The organism is Micromonospora wenchangensis (genome assembly GCF_002210435.1).
Lineage (GTDB): Bacteria > Actinomycetota > Actinomycetes > Mycobacteriales > Micromonosporaceae > Micromonospora > Micromonospora wenchangensis.
The window spans coordinates 25,623-44,781 of the sequence record NZ_MZMV01000042.1 but is presented as its reverse complement, the minus strand read 5'-3'; the positions used below and the strand labels follow the sequence as shown (position 1 = coordinate 44,781).

General features: G+C 73.2%; 17 protein-coding genes. 7 read left to right on the top strand and 10 right to left on the bottom strand.

Translation table 11 applies throughout. The annotated features are described in order from the left end of the window. Positions 1-33 precede the first annotated feature (33 nt). From B5D80_RS22485 to mnhG, 3 genes are read left to right on the top strand one after another with little or no spacing between them, the layout of a single operon-like run. Positions 34-597 carry a Na+/H+ antiporter subunit E gene (locus B5D80_RS22485; protein WP_425437235.1) on the top strand — a complete coding sequence of 188 codons (564 nt, stop codon included), beginning with the start codon at positions 34-36 and terminating at the stop codon, positions 595-597. Then, positions 594-857, top strand: coding sequence for a monovalent cation/H+ antiporter complex subunit F (locus B5D80_RS22480; RefSeq protein WP_088645903.1), 264 nt, complete (start codon positions 594-596; stop codon positions 855-857). The genes B5D80_RS22485 and B5D80_RS22480 overlap by 4 nt, the downstream gene beginning before the upstream one ends. Then, positions 854-1,219 (top strand): monovalent cation/H(+) antiporter subunit G, encoded by a 366-nt coding sequence (gene mnhG / locus B5D80_RS22475; protein ID WP_088645902.1) that lies wholly within the window; start codon positions 854-856, stop codon positions 1,217-1,219. Before B5D80_RS22480 ends, mnhG begins: the two co-directional genes overlap by 4 nt. Before the next feature lie 85 nt (positions 1,220-1,304). Here the strand turns inward: mnhG and B5D80_RS22470 are convergent, their stop codons facing one another. Continuing rightward, positions 1,305-1,685, bottom strand: coding sequence for a YccF domain-containing protein (locus B5D80_RS22470; protein WP_088645901.1), 381 nt, complete (start codon positions 1,683-1,685; stop codon positions 1,305-1,307). Between the two features lie 57 nt (positions 1,686-1,742). On the opposite strand from B5D80_RS22470, the gene B5D80_RS22465 reads away from it, so the two are divergent. Continuing rightward, positions 1,743-2,759: a methyltransferase gene (locus B5D80_RS22465; RefSeq protein WP_088645900.1), complete on the top strand. Its 1,017-nt coding sequence runs from the start codon at positions 1,743-1,745 to the stop codon at positions 2,757-2,759. Positions 2,760-2,819: 60 nt separating this feature from the next. Here B5D80_RS22465 and B5D80_RS22460 read toward each other — a convergent pair whose 3' ends face one another. The 4 genes from B5D80_RS22460 to B5D80_RS22445 are packed head-to-tail and all read right to left on the bottom strand — an operon-like array spanning position 2,820 to position 7,049. After that, a complete protein-coding gene (locus B5D80_RS22460; RefSeq protein WP_088645899.1) occupies positions 2,820-3,842 on the bottom strand; it encodes a methyltransferase in 1,023 nt (340 codons plus the stop codon). Further along, positions 3,839-5,005, bottom strand: coding sequence for an aminotransferase class V-fold PLP-dependent enzyme (locus B5D80_RS22455; RefSeq protein WP_245854877.1), 1,167 nt, complete (start codon positions 5,003-5,005; stop codon positions 3,839-3,841). Before B5D80_RS22455 ends, B5D80_RS22460 begins: the two co-directional genes overlap by 4 nt. Then, the gene (locus B5D80_RS22450) at positions 5,002-6,288 is read right to left on the bottom strand and encodes a tryptophan 2,3-dioxygenase family protein (protein ID WP_088645898.1); all 1,287 of its coding nucleotides are present in this window, start codon (positions 6,286-6,288) and stop codon (positions 5,002-5,004) included. The genes B5D80_RS22455 and B5D80_RS22450 overlap by 4 nt, the downstream gene beginning before the upstream one ends. 56 nt (positions 6,289-6,344) lie before the next feature. After that, complete coding sequence (locus B5D80_RS22445; protein ID WP_088645897.1) at positions 6,345-7,049, bottom strand: tryptophan 2,3-dioxygenase family protein; 705 nt, start codon at positions 7,047-7,049, stop codon at positions 6,345-6,347. Positions 7,050-7,505: 456 nt separating this feature from the next. On the opposite strand from B5D80_RS22445, the gene B5D80_RS22440 reads away from it, so the two are divergent. The 3 genes from B5D80_RS22440 to B5D80_RS22430 all read left to right on the top strand — a co-directional run bounded on the left by B5D80_RS22440 (position 7,506) and on the right by B5D80_RS22430 (position 10,537). Further along, positions 7,506-8,066 carry a GNAT family N-acetyltransferase gene (locus B5D80_RS22440; RefSeq protein ID WP_088645896.1) on the top strand — a complete coding sequence of 187 codons (561 nt, stop codon included), beginning with the start codon at positions 7,506-7,508 and terminating at the stop codon, positions 8,064-8,066. Positions 8,067-8,169: 103 nt separating this feature from the next. Then, entirely contained in the window at positions 8,170-9,120 is a 951-nt protein-coding gene (locus B5D80_RS22435; protein ID WP_211291611.1) for a siderophore-interacting protein, read from the top strand. Positions 9,121-9,313: 193 nt separating this feature from the next. Further along, entirely contained in the window at positions 9,314-10,537 is a 1,224-nt protein-coding gene (locus B5D80_RS22430; RefSeq protein WP_088645920.1) for a multidrug effflux MFS transporter, read from the top strand. A gap of 65 nt (positions 10,538-10,602) precedes the next feature. On the opposite strand, the gene B5D80_RS22425 is transcribed toward B5D80_RS22430, so the two are convergent. The 5 genes from B5D80_RS22425 to B5D80_RS22405 are packed head-to-tail and all read right to left on the bottom strand — an operon-like array spanning position 10,603 to position 18,992. After that, positions 10,603-12,033 carry a condensation domain-containing protein gene (locus B5D80_RS22425; RefSeq protein ID WP_088645895.1) on the bottom strand — a complete coding sequence of 477 codons (1,431 nt, stop codon included), beginning with the start codon at positions 12,031-12,033 and terminating at the stop codon, positions 10,603-10,605. A 34-nt stretch (positions 12,034-12,067) separates the two neighbouring features. Beyond that, on the bottom strand, positions 12,068-13,408 hold the full coding sequence (locus tag B5D80_RS22420) for an MATE family efflux transporter (RefSeq protein ID WP_088645894.1): 1,341 nt from the start codon (positions 13,406-13,408) through the stop codon (positions 12,068-12,070). A 21-nt stretch (positions 13,409-13,429) separates the two neighbouring features. Then, the gene (locus B5D80_RS22415) at positions 13,430-17,020 is read right to left on the bottom strand and encodes a type I polyketide synthase (RefSeq protein WP_144081739.1); all 3,591 of its coding nucleotides are present in this window, start codon (positions 17,018-17,020) and stop codon (positions 13,430-13,432) included. Positions 17,021-17,028: 8 nt separating this feature from the next. Then, positions 17,029-17,871 (bottom strand): ACP S-malonyltransferase, encoded by an 843-nt coding sequence (locus B5D80_RS22410; protein WP_088645892.1) that lies wholly within the window; start codon positions 17,869-17,871, stop codon positions 17,029-17,031. Positions 17,872-17,882: 11 nt separating this feature from the next. Continuing rightward, positions 17,883-18,992 (bottom strand): ACP S-malonyltransferase, encoded by a 1,110-nt coding sequence (locus B5D80_RS22405; protein ID WP_088645891.1) that lies wholly within the window; start codon positions 18,990-18,992, stop codon positions 17,883-17,885. Between the last annotated feature and the right edge of the window lie 167 nt (positions 18,993-19,159).

The following is a 19,159-nucleotide window of genomic DNA, read 5'->3' as shown; positions in this document are numbered from 1 at the left end:
GGGCCGGCCCCGGAGCATCCCGAGGACCGGCCGCTGACCCGGGCGGCCCGCCGCCGCAACCAGGCCGTCGCGATGATCGTCCTGGTCACCGTCTGGGTGCTGCTCTGGGGGACGCTGAGCTGGGCCAACGTTCTCGGTGGGCTGGTCGTGGGGCTGGTGGTGCTGACCGTCTTCCCGCTGCCCCCGGTGACCTTCGCCGGGCGGGTGCACCCGGTGCCGCTGCTGCGGTTCGCCCTGCGCTTCCTGCGCGACCTGGTGGTGGCCAGCGTCCAGATCGCGGCCCTGGCACTGCGGTTCGGGCACCCCCCGCTGGGCGCGATCATCGCGGTGCGGCTGCGGGTCCGCTCCGACCTCAACCTGACCCTGACCGCCGAGGCGCTGTCCCTGGTGCCCGGCAGCCTCATCGTCGAGGTCGACCGGGACGCCGGCATCCTCTACGTCCACGTGCTCGGGGTACGCGACCGCGCCGAGGTCGAACGCTTCCGCACCGGCGTGCTGGAGCTGGAGGCCCGGCTGATCGCGGCGATCGGCTCGGCGCAGGAGCAACGCCTGATCCGGGAGCACACACCGTCCGCGCTGGAAGGGAGTTCGAGATGACCGCTGTCGCCGTGATCGTCACCGTGCTGTTGGCGGTGGCCGGCGCGCTCACCCTCACCCGGATCGTCAGGGGGCCGTCGGTGCTCGACCGGGCGGTCGCCACCGACGTGCTGCTGGCCATCGTGGTGGCCGCCGTGGCGACCGAGGCCGCCTACAGCCGGGACGCGACCGCGCTGCCGATCCTGGTGGTGCTGGCCATCCTCGGCTTCGTCGGCTCGGTCAGCGTCGCCCGCTTCGCCACCCGCCGGGACGACAGGTGAGGGTCGACGCGGTGCTGGACGTGGTGGCCGCGGCCTGCCTGCTGGGCGGCGCGCTGCTCAGCCTCGCCGCCGGGGTCGCCCTGGTCCGCTTCCCCGACCTGCTGTCCAGGATGCACGCCGCCGCCAAACCGCAGGTGCTCGGTCTGCTGCTGGTGCTGCTCGGCTGCGCGTTACGGCTGCGGACCGGGGTGGACGTCACCACGCTGGTGCTGGTCGGCGCGTTCCAGTTGGCCACCGCGCCGGTCGCCGCGCACATGATCGGCCGGGCCGGCTACCCGCACGACCGGATCCGTACCGATCTGCTGGTCACCGATGAACTCGCCGCCCACCTCGACCGGCTGCACGCCGACCGGCGTCCCTGACCGGCGTGCCCCCGGCCGTCGCGGCCCTCGCGGTCGCGGCCGCCGCCGGATCGTCGTGCCCCGGGCCGGGGTGACGCCGGGCCGGTCAGGGCGCCTCGACGACCTCCCGCCCGAGCGGCCAGAACGCCGCCGGGACGAGCTTGAAGTTGGCGATGCCGAACGGGATGCCGATGATCGTGACGCAGAGCGCGATCCCGGCGAGCAGGTGGGACAGCGCCAGCCACCAGCCGGCCAGCAGCACCCACAGCACGTTCGCCAGCCCGGAGGGCACGCCGGCCCCGGGCTTGGCGACCAGGGTCCGGCCGAACGGCCACAGCGAGTACGACGCCAGCCGCAGCGACGCCACCCCGAACGGGATGGTGATGATGAGCACGAAGCAGATCACCGCCGCGACGAAGTAGCCGAGCGCCAGCACGATTCCGCCACCGAGGATGAGCCACAACAGGTTCAGGATGAAGCGAATCATTACTCCATGGTGACCGGTGCGTGCCACCGCGTCACCGTTCCATGATCTTATGTTCCCATGATCACTCCCACTCCTCTCATGCATCTCGTCGCCGGCGTCTGGGGCTTCAAGACCCTCGCCGTCGGGGTCGAGTTCGGCCTGTTCACCCGGCTGGCCGGCGGGCGGACCGTCACGGTGGCCGAGGCCGCCGCCGAGTTCGGGCTCGACGAACGCCCCGCCGACCTGCTGCTCTCGGCCAGCGCGTCGCTGGGGCTGCTGGAGAAGGCCGGCGACGGCTACCGCAACTCCGCGCTGGCCGAGCAGTTCCTGGTCGAGGGGCGTCCCTACTACTTCGGTGCCCAGGTGCGCTACTCCGACCTGCGCACCTACCTGCCCTGGCACCGGGTGGGCGAGGCGCTGCGCGGCAACCGGCCGCTCACCTGGGACCCGCAGCAGCAGGACTCCCTGTTCGACACCACCGACCCGGAGCTGGTGGCCCAGTTCTGGGACGCCATGTTCGCCACCTCCCGGTTCACCGCCCGCGCGCTGGCCGACGCGTACGACTTCGGCGCGCACCGCCGGCTGCTCGACGTCGGCGGTGGCGCGGGGGCGTTCCCGATCGAGTTCTGCCTGCGGCTGCCGGAGCTACGGGCGACGATCCTGGACCTGCCGCACGTGTGCGTGCGGGCCGGGGAGCGGATCGCGGAGGCGGGCCTGACCGACCGGATCGGCACCGTCGCCGGTGACTTCCTCGCCGACCCGGCCCTGCCCGACGGGCACGACGTGATCCTGCTCAGCATGATCCTGCACGACTGGGACGAGCCGACCAACCGGGCGCTGCTGGCCCGCTGCCACGCCGCGCTGCCGCCCGGCGGGGTGATCGTCATCAGTGAGCTGCTGCTCAACGACGAGCGCACCGGCCCGCCGGAGGCCGCCCTGATGGGCATGAACATGCTCGTCGAGACCGAGGGCGGCAAGAACTACTCCGGCGCGGAGTACCGGCGGTGGTTGACCGACGCCGGCTTCGTCGACGTGCGTACGGTGCCGTTCGAGGCTCCCGGCGCGAACGGCGCGGTGCTGGCCCGCCGCCCCTGACCGGCCCGGCCGGGGCCGGCGGACCGCAGGCGTCCGCCGGCCCCGGCGTCGACCGGTGGATCACCCCGGCTTGTACGCGGTGACCAGTTCCCACCCGCCGGGCAGCACCGCCACCCGGGTGAACCCGACCTCGGCGAGCAGCCCGGTGTAGAACTCGACCTCCCGCAGCCGGCTGACGCAGCTGTCCACCCCGATCAGGAAGTAGCTCCAGAAGAACTGCACGGCCAGCCGGTCCGGGGTGCGGAACTCCTCGGCGATGACCAGCAGCCCGCCCGGCTCCAGCGCCGCGTACGCCTGCTCGACCAGGCGGCGGGCGACGTCGTTGGGCCAGTCGTGCAGCACCCGGACGAACGCCATCGCGTCGTAGCCCGTCGGCAGCGGCCCGGCCAGGAAGTCGCCGCCGACGAAGCCCAATCGGTCGGGGTGCCGCCGGTCGACCCGGGTGGCCGCCACCAGGGGCGCCACCGCCGGCAGGTTGAACACGTCGGCCCGCAGGCCGTCGGCGGTGTCGAGGATGTACGCGGCGAGGGTGCCGTCGCCACCGCCGACGTCCAGCAGGCGTCGCCGGTCCGACCAGAGCCGGTCGGCGTGCCGGCGCAGCGTCTCGACCACCGGGCCGAGCCCGGCGGCCATGCTGCGTTCGAAGTCGGCGGTCTGCGCGTCGGTCTTCGGCGGCCAGGCGAAGTCGTCGTCGCTCATGCCGACCTCGCCGCGCAGGCTCTCGGCGAGCCGGCCGTGCAGCAGCCGCCACGGGTAGCGGTCCCGGTCCCGTTCGATCGCGTCCGGGCCGACCACCGCCAGCACGGCGTCGCGCAGCCCCGGCACCGCCCGGTAGGTGGCCCCGGCGATGTCGTCGTCGGGTTCGTGGCGGGTGACGCAGCCGAGGCTCTCCAGGCAGTCGAGGAACTTGTAGAGCCGCAGCGGGCGCACCCCGAACCGGTCGGCCAGCGCGTCCAGGCGCACCGGGCCGGCTTCCAGCGCGTCGAGCAGGCCGAGGGCCAGCGCGGTCTCCAGCACGTCGACGGCCTTGGGACCGTTGACGAGCAGGCTCATCAACGCCCGGGGGGACAGGGTGACGTTCACCGGCCCAGCTCCTCGTCCAGCGCGTCCATGAACGCGTCGACCTCGTCGAGGGTGTTGTAGACGTGCGGTCCTACCCGCAGCCAACCCCGCCAGCTACAGATCATGTTCCGCGCGGCGAGCCGCCGCTTGACCTCCTCGCCGTCGGGGACGTCCAGGCAGACCACCCCGCCCCGGCGGTCCGGGTCGGTGGGGCTGACCACGGTGACGCCGGCCGCCGCCGCCCGGTCCAGGACCCGCTGGGTCAGCGCCAGCGAGTGCGCCCGGATCGCCCCGATCCCGACGCCCGCGAGCAGGTCCAGGCCGACCTGGGAGATCAGCGAGGTCAACGGGTACGGCGTGCCGCCGGCGAAGCGTTGCGCCCCCGCCGCCCACCCGGTCGACACCCGGAAGGTCAACGCCCGGTCGCCGGCCTGCCACCCGGTAGCCGCCGGTGCCAGCCGCTCGACCAGGTCGGGGCGGACGTAGAGGAAGGCGGTGCCGGCCCCGCACAGCCACTTGTGCGCGCCGCCGAGGACGATGTCGACGCCGAGCGCGGTCACGTCCAGCGGGACCGCCCCGACGGTCTGGAAGGCGTCCACCACCACCAGGGCGCCGACGGCGTGGGCGCGGGCGACCAACCGGGCCAGGTCGACGGTGGCCCCGGAGGAGAAACTCGCATGGGGTACGCAGACCAGCAGGGTCCGCTCGTCGACGCGGGCCTCGAGGGCGTCCTCGTCGAACCGGGGGCCGCCGGTGCCGACCACGTCGAGCCGCGCGCCGTAGCGGCCGAACGCGGTGCCGATGAACGGCACCGTCGGGTACTCCAGATCGGTGGTGACGATCCGGTCCCGGGGTGGGCGGTAGTCGAAGCAGGACAGCACCCGGGCCAGCAGGGTGCTCAGGTTGGCGTCGGTGACCACGCTGCCCGGGGGCGCGCCGAGCAGCGCGGCGACCGAGTCGGCGTACCGGTCCAGGCCGACGTGCCAGCCGTGCCACACGTCGTCGCGCCAGTCACGCAGGGTCGCCCAGTAGTCGGCGAGCACCCGCTCGACGCCCCGCGGTGCCGCGCCGGTGGAGTTGTTGTTCAGGTAGACGCAGGTCTCCAGCAGCGGGAACTCGGCGCGCAGGGCGGCGTGTGCGGCGGCGTCCAGGCAACGCGCCGGGTGGGTTGCGGGTGCGCTCACTCGCAGCAGCCTCCGATCGGATCGGTCCGGGGTGGACGGTTCTCGGTGGACACGGTGGTGAAGACCGGGACGGCGCGGACTGCTGCCAGGTAGGGGGTGCCCTCGGTGTAGCCGGTGCCGGAGCGCGTACCGAGCATCCTCACGGCGAGCCGGTGGTGGGTGCGTCGCCAGGTCAGCACGGCCTCGGCGAAGGCCGCCATCTGCTGCCGTACCAGGTCGAGGTCGGGCCCGCGCAGCGACCCGGCCCGGACCGCCGCGCGGTAGGACCGGTCGATCGACGGCTGGCCGGCCCGCACCACCTCGCGTACCTCCGGCACCGACCGGTACGCGGTGGAGTCCAACCGCTCCGGCTCCGGCGTACGGCACAGCGACTCCATGATCTTGTACGAGCGGGACTGGATCGCGCTGGCCCCCTCGGTGTACTCGCGGAACGTCCGGAACGCCGCCGGTTGCATGGTGGCCAGCAGGGAGAACAGCGTCCCGGCGCCGCTGATCAGCTCCCGGGCGTACGCCAGCCGGCCGGCGGCCGGGCGGGGCCGGCCCGTGTCCAACGCGGCGATGGTGCCCCACAGCTCCTCGGCGACCCCGGCGAAGACGCACTCGTACGCCTGGAGGACCCGGATGAACAGGTACTCGTCGTGGGAGACGTAGACCGGCAGCATGCTCAACGCCAGGACGCGTTCCCGGGCGGGGTCGCGGCCGGTGACGGCGAGCCGGTGCAGCGTCACCGCCGCCGCGACCGGGTCCCGCTCGGTGACCGCCCCGGCCAGACCGAGCCGGGTGAGGGCCGCCGAGACGGCGCGTACCCCGAGCCGGCACCGCTTGGCCGAAAGCTCCGGCCCCGGCCGCTGCTCGGGGAGCAGGTCGATGGCGTCGGTCGAGGCGGCCAGCTCGAAGGCGAGGGCGTCGGCGACGAGGTCGACCAGGAGCCGGTCGCGTTCCCACCGCCCGCCGCCCGGCCCCGGCCGGTCGACCTCGTCCGCCGCCCGCCCGCCCTCCGGGACTTGGCTGGGCAGGGGGAGTAGCGGTAGGGCCAGGTAGCTGCGGTAGTCGTACCGGCCGTCCCACTTGTCGAGCGCCACGTCCAGGAAGGCGGACAGCTCGCGGGCGGGGGTGGCCCGCGCGTTCACCCGGGCGCGCGCCTGGTCCAGCTGGACGAGGAGTTCCTTTTTGACGAAGTGTTTACCGACACGATGAAATTCGGTGACCACTGCCTGGTAGGGAAATTGCTCGGGATCGGCCGTACCGGACGACCAGCTCGTCAGCTCACGCACGAACCGCACCTCGGAGGGGTATCTGTCAGGGGGAGCGCCGACGATTCTTCGAGTGGCGCGGCTCGTCATGCCTCTGCGGTGCCCGAATGCGCCGCCACCGGGACGTCGGTGCCTGGCCGGGGCGTGCGCAGCTCGGGAAAGAACCGGTGCCCGAGGAGCTTGGCGAGCACGTTCGCCGCGCTGCCCGGGGTGCCACCGGGGGCGTGCCCGCCGACCCGCAGGGCGACCTCGTAGTGGCGCACCCGCCACTGGTGGACCTGCTCGTCCCAGGCGATCATCGCCTCGGCGAGCCGCCGGGCCGGATCGGTCGGGGCCAGCGCGTCGAGCGCGCCGCCCCGGGTGGCGAGGTGCTCGGTGAAGGCCCGGCCGAGCTGCCGGCTCACCGTCGCGACCCGTCGCCAGCCGGGCGACTCGGCACCGGAGCCGTTGCCCAGCGCAGGTTGCATCGTCTGGAAGTCGACAGGCGACAGGTGCCGGAACATCTCCAACTGGTCGGTGACCAGTCGCACCGCGAGCGTCGCGCGGGTCAGCAGCGCCGCCGCCCCGCCCGGGTCGTCGGCCGCGGTCCGCCCGACGGCGGCGGTCAGCTCGGCCTCGGCCAGCTTCAGCCACAGCTCGGCGGACTGGTGCACCACCTGGAAGAGCAGCTCGTCGCGGTGGAGCATCTCCTCCGGGCGGCGTTGCAGGGCGAGCAGCTCGTCGGTGCGCATGTAACGGGCGTAGTCCGTGGATCCGTCGCCCGGCAGCACCGGTGACTGGTCACGTTTCACGGCTGTCCCTTCGGTAAACGCCGGCGCGCACCGGGATCGGCACTCGACAACGGCAATTATTCAACGACGAACAGCAATGTGTCACCCCCTGTTCCACAAATAGTGAGCCCCGGCTCGCCGAGCAAATGGCCCCTTTTGCCGCCGAGCTTGGGCGTGCTAACAGAACGAATTACGCGAGTCAATACCAAGGGGTGCCTGACGCGTCACAGGCGTCTCCGCCCTGGATGCGGTGGCCGATCGCCGGTGGTGGGGTGCGGTATTCCGGTGTCGCCGTTCCGGTGTCGCCGTTCCGGTGTCGCCGTCGGCGCGCGGGGTCTGCGGCGAGAAGATTGCTCCGGGTGCTCGCTTGCGTACTTTCCGAAGTTGTGGTGAGGTCTGCCTGACCCGTCGCCGACGGTGTCGTTTCGACAGCGAAAAGTGACGGCCCGGTCGGGTCCGTCGCCCGGAAGGAGCGCCATGACCACTGCGCCGACCTCCACCTCGTGCCGGGTCGACGGGTTCGGGGAGGTGTCCATCCGGCCGGTGGACCCCGACCGGGACGTCGTGGTGATCCACGACTGGGTGACCCGGGAACGGTCCCGGTTCTGGGGCATGCGCGACGCCAGCCGGGAGCGGGTCCGCGAGATCTACGCGTACCTCGACTCGCTGACCACCCACCACGCCTACCTGCTGCACCGGGACGGCCGGCCGGTGGCGCTGTTCCAGACCTACGAGCCGGCGGCCGACCCGGTCGGGCGGTGCTACGACGTGCGCCCCGGCGACTTCGGCATCCACCTGCTCATCGGGCCCCCGGACGGTGGCGCGGAGCCCGGCTTCACCGGGGTGCTCCTCGACGTCTTCCTGGCGTTCGTGCTGGCCGACCCGACCCGGCTGCGGATCGTGGCCGAACCGGACGCCCGCAACGCCCGCGCCATCGACCGGCTGGTCCGCGCCGGCTTCGTGCCCGGTCCGGAGATCGACCTGCCGGAGAAGCGGGCCCGGCTGCTCTTCCTCGACCGCGCCGCCCGGGCCCGCTGACCAGGGTCGGGGCTGCCCGGTGGGGTGGCGACGTGCCCCGAACGGGGGGTGGGTGACCCGGGTCGCCATTCATCTTCCTGGTTAGGTTAGCCTCACCTACGTGATTGGTGATCGAGTTCGTCCGGCAGGGGAGCGGCACCGCTCCACCGGCACCGGGACCCTGCCCGTCGCCCCCTGGCGGCTGTTCGACGTGCAGGTACGTGCGGCGCGTCGACTCAGCCCGTCGTTCCTGCGGGTCACCTTCACCGGCCCGGACCTCGACCGGTTCGCCGACAACGGGTACGACCAGCGGATCAAGCTGGTGCTGCCGCTGCCCGGCCGGACCGGCGTGCACCTGCCCGGTGGCGACGACTGGTACACCCACTGGCGCGCCCTGCCCGAGCAGGAGCGCTGCCCGATCCGCACGTACACCGTCCGGGCGGTCCGGCCACACCTGGCCGAGGTGGACGTGGACCTGGTGCTGCACGGCGACCACGGCCCGGCCGGCCGGTGGGCGCTGCGGGTCCGCCCCGGCGACGAGGCCGGCCTGCTCGGGCCCGACGCCGGCTACGACGGCGAGCACGGCGGCATCGAGTTCCGTCCGCCGCCCGCCGGCCGGCTGCTGCTGGCCGGTGACGAGACCGCCGTGCCCGCGATCAGCGCCATCCTGGAACGCCTGCCCCTCGACGCCCGGGGCGAGGTGCTGCTCGAGGTGCCGGACCCGGCCGACGTCCTGCCGGTGTCCGCCCCACCCGGCGTCACCGTCAGCTGGCTCGCCCGCGCCGGCGGCGGCCACGGCAGCCGGCTGCTGCCCGCCGTGGCCGCGGCGGCGCAACGGCTGCTGGCCCGCACCGGCACGGCGCCCGCCGAGGTGATCGTCGACGTCGACGTCGACGTGACCCCGCTGTGGGAGGTGCCGACCCCGACCGCACCCGTGCCCGTCTACGCCTGGTTGGCCGGGGAGGCCGGCGTCATCCGCGCGCTGCGCCGGCACCTCGTCGCCGAGCGGGGCGTGGACCGCCGCGCCGTCGCCTTCATGGGGTACTGGCGGCTGGGGCGCGTGGACCCGGCCTGAGCCGTGACCAACGGCTGTGACCCCCGTTACCTCTCGGTGGAGCGGGAATCAGAGCAGCGGGTCCGGATTTGAAGCCAGGTGTGACAGTCGTACCCTCTCCCGCCCGGCCGCACCACGACCGGGCGGAGCTTCCCCGATGACCGATCTCGCCCACGACCGGCCGACGAAGGTCGCGCCGACGCCCGGAGACCTGATGACCCGCCGCCAGCGGGTCCGCCTCGTCCTCGTCCTCGGCTCGCTGATCGCCGTCGGCCCGCTGACCATCGACATGTACCTGCCGGCGCTGCCCGCCATCGCCGCCGACCTGATGACCACCTCGGCGGCGGTCCAGTTGACCCTCACCGGCACGCTCGCCGGGCTGGCCCTCGGCCAACTGCTGATCGGGCCGCTCTCCGACGCCGTCGGCCGCCGTGGCCCGCTCATCGCCGGCCTCGCCCTGCACATCGTGGCGTCGGCGCTCTGCGTCGTCGCCCAGCACATCGCCGTCCTCGGCGCGCTGCGGGTGGTGCAGGGCCTCGGCGTCGCCGCCGCCACGGTGGTCGCGATGGCGGTGCTGCGGGACCTGTTCAGCGGCACCGCCTTCGCCACCCTGCTGTCCCGGCTGCTGCTGGTGATGGGTGCCGCCCCCGTCCTCGCCCCGACCCTCGGGGGCGGGGTGCTGCGCTGGACGGACTGGCGGGGTGTCTTCGTGACCCTGGCCGTCTTCGGGGTGCTGCTCGTCGTGGTCGCCGTGATCGGCCTGCCCGAGACCCTCCCCGCCGAGCGTCGTCAACGCGGCGGCGCGTGGTCGACCGTGAGCCTGTACGGCTCGCTGCTGCGCGACCGGACCTTCGTGGGGCTCGTCGTGGTCGCCGGGCTGGCCATGGCGGCGCTGTTCGCGTACGTGGCCGGCTCGTCGTTCGTCCTCCAGGAGGGGTACGGGCTCGACGAGCAGCAGTTCGGGCTGGCGTTCGGGGCGGGCGCGGTGGGCCTGATCGGGGCGGCCCAGTACAACGTGCGGCTGCTGCGCCGCCACTCGCCGCAGCGCATCCTGGTCACCTCCTTGAGCATCGGAACGCTGGCCGGGCTGGCCCTGCTGGCCTTCGCCGTCACCGGGTTCGGTGGGCTGCCCGCACTGCTGGTGGCGCTGTGGGTGGTGCTGGCGGCGGCCGGCCTGGCGATGCCGAACGCCCCGGCGCTGGCGCTGTCCCGCCACGGTGAGGCCGCCGGCACCGCCTCGGCCCTGCTCGGCGCGGTGCAGTTCGGCGTCGGCGCGGTGGCCGCGCCGATGGTGGGGGTGCTGGGCAACGGCGCGGTGGCGATGGCGCTGGTCGTGGCCGGGGGCATGCTGGCCGCGCTGGCCGTGCTGTTCCTCGTGGTCCGCCCGTCCCGGCTCGCCGACCTGGACCCCGCCTCGGCGGTCGTCGTCGTGCACTGACGAGGACCGGCCGGACCGGTCGCCCCGTTGCCCGGTCGCGAACGGGGCGGTCGGGGCGAGGCCGGTCACGGGGTGTCCGGGTGGACCTCACAGAGCCGGTGACTGTCGAAGATCTCCGTCACCCGGCGCAGGCTGACGTCGTCCCGGGCCAGCTCCATGGCGACCTGCTCCACGGCGTACAGGAAACCCCGGATGTCGGCGGGGGCGAGCAGGGCGGTGTCGGCCATCAGCGACAGGTGGATCCGCTCGGCGGTGCCGCTCGCGTCGACGTACAACGGCATCGCCTCGGCGGCGGCCCGCTGCGGCCACTCGAAGGTGGTCGTCGCGGCCAGCCCGGCCAACGCCTGCGGGCCCGGCGCCGGGCCGGCGGGTCGCGGTTGCAGCGACCACCGGTCGTTGAACTGGCCGCCGACCGGCAGGGGACGCCCGGCGGCGTCGGCGGCGGCGCGGGCCACCTGAGCGGCGGCGCGGCCGTCGTGGCGGGCGTGCCGCATCGCCGCCGCCATCGCGGCGCGGGCGTGCCCGACCAGGTCGCCGACGGTGTCGCCGGACACCTCCATGGCCGTACGGACGGCCTGGTTGAGGCTGGTCACGGTGTACCGCAGCTCCGGTTCCACCCGGTTGCTCTGCATGATGTCCAGCGGGTAGACCGGCGTGGCGCAGAACGTGCGCACCAGCGCGTTGACGACGGCCAGCAGGGTGACCGACGTGGTGGTGCGCAGCCGTCGGGCGGCCAGCCGCAGGGCCACGGCGGCGGCGTCGGAGGCGAGTTCACCGCGCCAGTACCGGGGTTCGACCGGGGTGACCCGCTCGGGCAGGGGCGCGACCGGTAGCCGGCGGAGCTGCTGACGCAGGTACGCCAGCGCGTCGACGTTGCGGCGTTGCCCGTCCGGGGAGCGTTCGAAGACGGCCAGGTCGACCGGCTGCGTCGCCGGTCGGGCCGGCGGTGGGGCGTCGCCGTCGGTCCTGGCGCGCAGCAGCGCGGCCAGCTCGGCGGCCAGGAGGTCCGCGCCGAGGTGGTCCGCCGCCAGGTGGGACACGGCGAACATCAACAGCACGGGGATGCCCTCGTGGGTGGCGACCGCGAACCGGATCGGCAGCTCGGTGTCGTGGGCGAACGGACGGCCACCGGCCCGCCGCAGACAGTCGGCGACGATGTCGGCGAAGCTGACCGGGTCACCGTCGGGCCGGTCGACGACCTCGACGGTGACGACGCCCTCGCCGAGGACGTGCTGGCTGCCCTGGCCGTCGACCCCCGCCGGGAAGAGCGTCCGCAGCGACTCGTGCCGCTGGAGCAGGTGGGAGAGCTGCGCCAGCACGTCGTCGACCTCGAGCAGCAGGGGTACGGGCAGCCACCGGGTCAGCACGAAGAACGGCTTCATCTCCGGCAGCCACCGGCGCAGGACGTCCCAGGTGCCCTGCTGGCCCCAGGTCAGGTGGGCGGTCCGGCTGCGGCCCGCGTGGAACGTCACCTCGGCGGTGCGGTGCTTGATCACTGGTGGTCCTCACGGGGCGGGGGTGGACGGGACGTCAGGTCGTGGCGGGCACCGCCGCCGGCGCGGGCCGGACGAACAGCACCCGCCGCAGGCAGAACACGCTGTAGGTCAGCCCGGCGGTCCAACTGGCCACCACCGCCCACATCACGGCGTCGATGCCGAACGGCCCGTTGAGCAGCCAGGCGAAGGGGATCTGCACGGCGACGAAGGCGATCAGCGTGCAGATCAGCGGCGCGGTCGTCCGACCGGCACCGTTGAGGTAACCGTGGATGACCACCATGGCGGTGTAGAGAAGCAGGAACGGATAGATGATCGTCAGGTAGCGTCCGGTCAGCTCCCGGGTGGCCGGATCGTCGGTGAACAGCGCGGCCAGCGGGGCGCGGGCGACCAGCACCACCCCGGCGACCAGCACCGACAGCACGGCCGTCAACCGCAGCGTGCGCAGCAGCCCGTCGCGGGCCCGGGCGAGGTCGCCCGCGCCGAGGTTCTGCGCGGCGAAGGCGGTCACCGCACCGGAGAAGTCGAGGAACAGGATGCCGGTGAACAACTCGATCCGGGAGACGATCGTGAACGCGGCGAGGACCACCTCCCCGTAGGACTGGATGATCCCGACCAGCACCATGATCCCGAGGGCGAGCACGATGTGCTGGCTGGCCAGGGGCAGGCCCAGCCGGGCGGCGTCGACGAGTTCCCGGCGCGGGGCGGGCCGTGGCCCGCGGCGCCGCACCGGGTGGGCGCGCGCCGCCCAGACCAGCCCGACCACCAGGGCGACCGTGCTGGCCACGGCGGTGGCCAGGGCCGCGCCGACCACACCCCCGCCGAGGACGGCGACGAAGACCAGCACCAGGACGACGTTGGCGATGCTGCCGACGCCCTGCACCCACATCGCCGAGCGGGAGTCACCCAGCCCGCGGAAGTAGGCGCTGACCGCGGCGCTGCCGAAGATCCCGGGGAAGCCGAGCGCCAGGGTGCCGAAGAACCGGGCCGAGTCGGCGGCGAGCCGCCCGTCGATGCCCATCGCCGCCAGCGCCGGATCGACCAGCAGCGTCGCCAGGACGACACAGCCGGCGGCCCAGACGACCGTGAGGACGGCGAGGGCGGCGACCACGTCGCGGCGACGGTCGACCTGCTGGCCGCCGGTCAGGTGGGCCAACCGGATGGTGAACGCCGTGCCCAGCCCGATGAACATGGCGTTGAGCAGATAGAACAGGGGCCCGCAGGCACCCACCACGGCCAGCCCCTCGACCCCGACGTAACGGCCGACGACGACGCTGTCGACCAGCAGGTAGCCCTGTTGCAGCAGGTTCGCCGCGGTCAGCGGCAGGGCGAAGCCGACGATGCGCCGCAGCGCCGGCCCGGTAGTCATGTCCGACATGCCACCCTCCGATCGGTGTCGTCAGGCGGCGGCGTCGGCGAACGCGACCAGGTCCTCGACGTGGTAGGCGATCTCGGCGACGGTCCGGTCGGCGAGCAGGTCCGCGACGTCGTACTGCACGTCGTGCCGCACGGCGATGGTGTTGGCCACCGAGGCGGCCATGATGGAGTCGCCGCCCAGGTCGAAGAAGTCCGCCTCCACGTCGAGCGTCGGATAACCGAAGGCGAGAGCGAGGCACTGCGCCACGGACCGCTCGACGTCGGTGTACCCGCCGTCCGGCCGGCCCTCCAGCTCGACGTCGACCGCGTCCACGGTGGCCCTGATCTTGTCGGCGGCCTGCCGCAGCCGCTGCTCCAACGCCTGCATCTCCTGGTCGACCTTCGCGTCGATCTCGGCGGAGAGCCGCACGTCGTAGGAGCGCAGCAGGTGGATCAGCTCCCCCCGGTAGTGCAGCTCCCCGGCGAACAGCCGGGACCGGCCGGAGCGCAGGCCCGCGTCGAGGACGTCCAACGCGACCCGGGTGGGCAGGGCCCGGAACATGGTGTCGCCGCTGGTGCCGTGGTCGACTGCCATGCCGATCTCCTTCCACGCGACCCAGTCCAGCGCGATCACGTGGGTCGGCCCGCCGGCCCGGCTGCGGGCCACGTTGTCCAGGTAGTAGTTGGCCGCCGCGTAGTCGGCCTGGCCGGGGGCGGGGAACACCGACGCCACCGACGAGAAGTGCACGACGAAGTCCGGCCGGTCGTCCCGGGTGAGCTGGTCGAGCAGGAACGCGGCGTGCAGCTTCGCCCGGACCACCGCGTCGAAGTCGGCCAGCTCCCGGAACATCACGGTGCTGCCTCCGGGCAGGCCGGCGGCGTGCACGATGCCGTCGACGCGGCCGTACTCGCCCCGGACGTCGGCCACCGCGGCGGCCAGCGCGTCCGGGTCACCGGCGTCGGCGGCCACCACCCGCACCCGCGCGCCGAGTTCCTCCAGTTCCCGCACCGCGCGGACCCGCCCGGCGCGGGCGTCACCGGCCGGCGCGGCCAGCAGGTCCGGCCACTGCGCGCGCGGCGGCAGGCCGGACCGGCTGAGCAGCACCAGGGTCACGTCGGGCTGCCGGGTGGCGAACGCGTGGGCGACGGCGAGACCGAGCGCCCCGGTGCCGCCCGTGATCAGATAGGTGCCGCCCGGCCGCAGGTAGCTCTGCGGGCCGTCGGTGTCGACCTGCGGCACCTCGACGAAGACCTCGTGCAGGCGTCGGCCGTCGCGCCACAGGAACACCCCGCGCTCGGGGGAGAGGATCTCCGCCCGCACCGCGTCGGGCGACACGTCAGGGTCGACGTCGAGGTGGGTGACCCCGAGGTACGGGTACTCCCGGCCGATGACCTTGCCGAAGCCGACCAACGCGCCGTTCTCGACCACCACGTCGGGTTCCGCGTCGCGGGCGCAGACCGCGCGTCGGGTGAGCACCGTCAGTTCCAGCTTGACGCCGGCCGCCATCAACGCCTTGGTCAGCTGGAACAGGCTGTGCAGGTTCTTGCCGGTCCGCAGGTCCAGCCCGGCGAGGTCGGCGGCGGGGGTGGCGTCGAAGCCGAGCGCGTGCACCAGGTGGGTGACGCCGTCGTCCTCGACCAGTCGGGCGATCTCGGCGAAGGAGTCCGCCGAGCGGGCGTCGAAGGGCGCGCCGCCGGGGCGTACCGGCTCGCCGAGCCGCAGCACCCGCAGGTCGTCCAGTCCGGTCGCGGCGAGCAGTCGCCCGGCGTCGGTGTCCGGGTCGACCAGGGCCAGCACCCGGGCCCCGGGCGTCGCCGGCGTCGGGTCGGCGGCGGGGGCGAACACCACGTCGTGGGTGACCGGGTGCTCCTCGTCGACGGTGCCCAGGGACAGTTGCGCCCGCCAGGTGTCGGGGAACTGCACCCACGCGGGGGTGGTGTCGAAGGCGTACCCGGGAAGGCGGACGATCCGGCGGCGGCCGTCGGAGAGCCGCCGCCAGTCCACCGGTTCGCCGGCCAGGTAGCGGCGGGCCTCGTCGCCCAGCGGGCCGTCCGGCGGCGGCGACGCCCCGTCGGCCAGCGAGGCGACCAGTTGCCGGCGCAGGTCGGCGACGTCGTGGACGACGAACGCCGCCCGGTGCCGGTGCCCGCTGCGGGAGACCTGGCTGGTGTGGCAGACGTCGGCGATGTCGACCCCGTCGAGGCCGGCGGCGTCGATGAACCGCACGTACCGCTCACCGAGGCGGACCAGGGACTTCAGGGTGGCCGCGCTGAGGGTGAACAGGAACGGTCCCGGGCCGGCGGGGGTCGCCGGTGCCTGCGCGACGTACTCCTCCAGCACCACGTGGGCGTTGGTGCCGCCGAGTCCGAAGGCGCTGACCCCGCAGCGCCGTGGGCCGTCGGGGGACTCCCACGGTCGCAGGCCGGTCGAGACGTACAGCGGCCCGGCGGCGAAGTCGAGCTTCGGGTTGGGGTTCTTGAAGTTGGCCTGCGGCGGGATCATCCGGTTGCGCAGCACCGCGATGGCCTTGATCAGGCCGATGACGCCGGAGCCCTCGAACAGGTGCCCCACGTTCGCCTTGACGGTGCCGACCGCGCAGAACCCCCGGTCGGTGGTGTACCGGGCGAAGGCGCGTTTCATCCCCTCGTGCTCGATCGGGTCACCGACGCGGGTGGCGGTGCCGTGGGCCTCCAGGTAGCCGAGGGTCCGGGGGTGCACGCCCGCGTTGCGCCAGGCGGCGTCCAGCAGGTCGGCCTGCGAGTCGGAGTCGGGGTTGGTGATGCCCTCGGTGTTGCCGTCGTGGTTGACCGCGCTGCCCTTGATCACGGCGTAGATCCGGTCGCCGTCCGCGACCGCCTGCGACATCCGCTTGAGGACGACCGCACCCGACCCCTCGCCGAAGCCGGTGCCGTCGGCGGCCTCGTCGAAGGTGCGGGTGACCCCGTCGGAGGACTCGATGCCGATGTTGGAGTGCGGGTGCTTGACGGGGGAGAAGACGATCCGGGCACCACCGACCACCGCCATCTCGCAGTCCCCGGCGAGTAGCGCGTTCTTGGCCTGGTGCACGGCGACCAGGGTGGCCGAGCAGGCGGTGTCCACCACCAGGCTCGGGCCGCGCAGGTCCAGCAGGTGCGACAGCCGGTTCGCCAGCATCGCCGGGATGTTGCCGGTGATGGCCTGCTGGCCGTTGTTCGGGTCGACGCGGCAGATGTAGTCCAGATAGGTCGATCCGGGGTTGACCGCGAAACCGACGAACACCCCCGTCCGGCTGCCCCGGAGCCGGTCGAAACCGTAACCGGCGTCCTCGAAGGCGAGGAACATGGCGCGCATGACCATCCGGTGGTGCGGATCGGTCAGCGTGGCCTGCCGGGGATTCATTCCGAACACGGTGTGGTCGAAGGTGTCGACCTCGTCGAGGAAACAGCCGTTGTGGTATTCGACGTCGGGGTCGGTCACCGGTTCGATGCTCGTCGCCCGCAGATACCTGATGTATTCGGCGAGCTTTTCCCTACGGTTCGTGGGAAATGGTCGGGTGAGGCTCGCGCCGGAACTGATGATCTGCCAGAAGGTGTCGAGGTCGTCGGCCCCGGGCACCTCGACCGACAGGCCGACGACCGCGATATCCGTGTCCATGCGGTTGATCACCTCTCCGCGATACGGGTGAGAAATGCGCTGAGGGTCTTGCCGTTGACCTCGTCGAACCCGGTGACCCCGGCCGCGCGCAGGGTGGTGACCGCCCGGACCCACTCCACGGGGGTGGACAGTTGCCGGGCGAGCAGCTCGGCGGCGCGGCCGGTGTCGAAGACGTCCCCGGTGACCCCGGAGACCACGGGGGTGTGCCCGGCGGCGAAGTCGCAGCCGTCCAGGACGGCCCGGAAACGCTGCTCCGCCGCCGCCATCAACGGGGTGTGGAAGGGGCCGCTGACGTTGAGCGGGACGACCCGGGCCCCGGGCAGCGCGCCGATCGCCTTGGCGGCGACGGCCAGTTCGGCGCGGTCCCCGGCGATCGTGCTCTGGGTGTCGGCGTTGAGGTTCGCCACGAACACCCGGGGCAGGCCGGTCTCGGTCAACGCCCGCCTGACGAACGACACCGGCAGGCCCTGCACCGCCGACATGCCCCCGCCGGTGACCTGGGACATCAGCTCGGCCCGCCGGTCGACCAGCCGCAGGGCGGCGTCGAGGCCGAGCACCCCGGCGGCGACCAACGCGTTGTACTCGCCGAGGCTGTGGCCGGCGAAGTACCGGTAGTGGCCGGGCCGTTCGGCGATCACCTGCTGGGCCAGCAGGGCGTTGACGAAGAACACCGCGGGCTGGGCGTAGCGGGTGTCGCGCAGGCGTCGGTGCGGGTCGCGGGTGCACAGCTCCTCGATGGACCAGCCGAGGATCTCGTCGGCCATGGCGGTGGCCTCGGGGAACAGGCCGAACAGGTCGGCGCCCATGCCGCGGCGCTGCACCCCCTGGCCCGGGAAGAGTAGACAGTGCACGTGGTGTCCTTTCACGGTCGCCGGGAGGCTCGTCGGATCGACTCGAAGCGCAGCGTCCGGCCGCCGAGGCACTCCCGGGTGAACCGGCGGGCGGCGGGGCCGGGACCGCAGTCCAGCACGGTGGTGATGCCGGCGTCGGTGACGGCGTGGACGCTGGCGGCCGCCCAGTCGACCGGGCGGACCAGCACCTGGTCGACGAACTCGTCGAGCAGGTCGGCGTCGGGTGGCAGGGTCCGGGGGGCGTCCGCCGCGTACACCGGTATCCGCAGCTCACCGGCGACGGGCAGGGGGCCGACGAAGGTCCGGTCCCGGCGTACCTCGTCGGCGGCGGCGGCCAGGTGCGGGCTGTGGAACGGCAGGGTGTTGGTGAGGAACGTCCACGTCGCCGCGCCACCGCGGAACATCGCCTCGTGGTGGGCGTGGAAGTGCAGCAGGTCCTCGGTGTGCCCGCTGAGCACGCCGGTGGTGGGGGTGTTGACCAGGCCGACCGAGACCGGCCGTCGGGTTTCCCGCCGGTAGCGGTCGACCAGGGCGGCGAGGTGCGCCCGGGAGGGGCCGTCGACCAGCGCCATCGGGCCGGGTCGCTGACGCGGGTCGCCGCAGGCGGCGTACCGCTCGGTCAGTTCGGTGGGGACGGGACGGCCGGCGCTGACCTGGTGCCCCCGGGCGAGGCTCAACGCGACCAGCCTGAGCGAGGTCTCGGCCAGGGCGAGGAAAGCGTCCGGCCGCTTCGGCCGCAGGCCGGCGACGATGGCCGCCTGGAGCCCGATGCTGTGCCCGATGGCGGCGGTGACGGTGTCGAGGGCGGCCCGCCGGGGTTGCAGGTCGCACAGCTGGATCAGGTGTACGCAGATCCCGGCGACGACCGAGTCGTCAGTGCCGGCGGGCGGCGCGGTGGCGGGGGCGGTCAACCACCGGCGCAGCCGGCTCCCGGCGGGGACGGCGGGTTCGGGCACGGGGCCGAGGTGCTCCCGCAGGTCGTCGAGGGCCCGGAACATACGGTCGAAGAAGAGCGCGTTCTCCGGTTGCGCGTGCAGTGCCGCGAGGGTGGGGAGCAGGTTTCCCTGGTGACCACCTATTCCGTCGAAAAGGGCCAGGGTGCGCCCGGAAGGGGTGAGCATTTGCACGGGGATTCCTTGCTGGTCGGGTGGAATACGTGCGCGGTTGACCCGACACGGCGGGCAGCGGAAAGGCTGCGTCGATTGCCGACGGCTGGCGGCGGATTCTGGCGGTGTTTATCTCGTCCGGTGGAACTTGCACCGCGAACAATATGCGACCCATCGCGCAC